Annotated in this window: 1 protein-coding gene; it reads left to right on the top strand. The window is 66.0% G+C overall.

Annotation, left to right across the window (positions count from 1 at the left end; all coding sequences use genetic code 11):
- The first annotated feature begins 122 nt into the window (after positions 1 to 122).
- Positions 123 to 1,517, top strand: a complete 1,395-nt coding sequence (locus ACFWCF_RS26255) for an IS1380 family transposase (RefSeq protein ID WP_378568028.1) — start codon at positions 123 to 125, stop codon at positions 1,515 to 1,517.
- The last annotated feature ends 170 nt before the right edge of the window (positions 1,518 to 1,687 follow it).

Raw genomic sequence — 1,687 nt, 5'->3', positions numbered from 1 at the left:
CCCGGGGCTTTCACGGAAATAACGAGCCGACCGAGTGTTGAAAGCAAAGAATGGTGCCCTGAACTGCGAAGATATGGCTTGTCTAAGGTCATGTCCGCAACAGTTCGAGAGGCACCATTCCGGTGAGCAAGTCTACGTCCCCCTACCCACACGTGTCCGCATCAGCCACCGGAACCGGCCTCGTGTCGCAGGCCGGCGCGATCCTGCTGCTGCGCACCGCGGAGAAAACCGGCCTCACCACGGCATTGACGACCGAACTCGGCCCGTTCCGGAAACCGTTGGCCCGCCACGATCCCGGCAAGATCGTCCTCGACCTCGCGGTCTCCCTCACACTCGGCGGGGACTGTCTCGCCGACATCAACCAACTGCGCGCTCACCCCGAACTGTTCGGCACGGTCGCCTCCGACCCGACCGTCTCCCGCCTGATCACCGCCCTCGCCGGTGACGCCGATACCGCACTGGCCGCGATCGGTCGGGCGCGCGCCACTGCCCGCGCCCATGCCTGGACCGCTGCCGGCTCCGCGGCACCGGATCACACCATCGACGAGCAGACCCCGCTGGTCATCGACATCGACGCCACCCTCGTCACTGCCCACTCGGACAAAGAGCACGCTGCCCCTAACTTCAAACGCGGCTACGGGTTTCATCCACTGTGCGCATTCGTCGACCACGGCGAGCACGGCACCGGTGAACCCGTCGCGATGCTGCTGCGCCCCGGCAACGCCGGCTCGAACACCGCCGCTGATCACGTCACCGTGGTGCAGGACGCCCTCGCGCAGTTGCCGTTCGACCCGACATATCAAGTCGGGAAGAAAGTGCTGGTGCGCATCGACGGTGCCGGCGGCACCCACTCCTTGATCGAGTACCTGACCAAACGCAGGCTCTCGTATTCGGTCGGGTTCTCCCTGACCGACACGATGGTCAGCGCGCTCGATCTGGTCCCGGAGCAGGCCTGGACCCCGGCCTACGATTCCGACGGGCAGGTCCGCGACGGGGCCTGGGTCACCGAGATCACCGACCTGCTCGACCTGTCCACGTGGCCGAAAGGCATGCGCGTGATCGTAAGGAAGGAGCGCCCGCATCCGGGTGCGCAGTTGCGATTCACCGACCGTGACGGCCTGCGGTTGACGGCGTTCGTGACGAACACCCGCCGCGGGCAACTACCCGATCTGGAGCTGAGACACCGGCGACGGGCTCGGTGCGAGGACCGGATCCGGGCAGCGAAAGTCACCGGGCTACAGAATCTTCCGCTGCACGGCTTCGACCAGAACCGGATCTGGCTGGCGCTCGTGCAACTCGCATGCGAGCTGACGACGTGGATGCAGATGCTCGCGTTCACCGAGGTTCCAGCGCGGCGGTGGGAGCCGAAACGGCTGCGGCTGCGGTTGCTGTCGATCGCCGGGAAGATCGCCCGGCATGCCCGCCGTGTTCGTCTGCGGCTGGCCGCGACGGCTCCTGATGTCGATGTTCTCGTGGCCGGCTTGAACAGGCTCTCGGCGCTACCTGCGCCCGCTTGACCTGTACGTATCTTCTTCATCGAGACGAAAGGACGCTCAACTCGGGGCTGTGGACCCCGGCGTCACCCGACTGTGTCGGGTAGTCGATCGTGGCCGCACACCGGATCCGCGGTTTCCACACCCAGTCCGAACTGCTCAGGCCGGCGCGTCACCCGCACGAAAGATCGAGG

Source organism: Rhodococcus sp. NPDC060090, assembly GCF_042729855.1.
Lineage (GTDB): Bacteria > Actinomycetota > Actinomycetes > Mycobacteriales > Mycobacteriaceae > Rhodococcus.
This window is presented reverse-complemented; position numbering and strand designations above follow the sequence as displayed.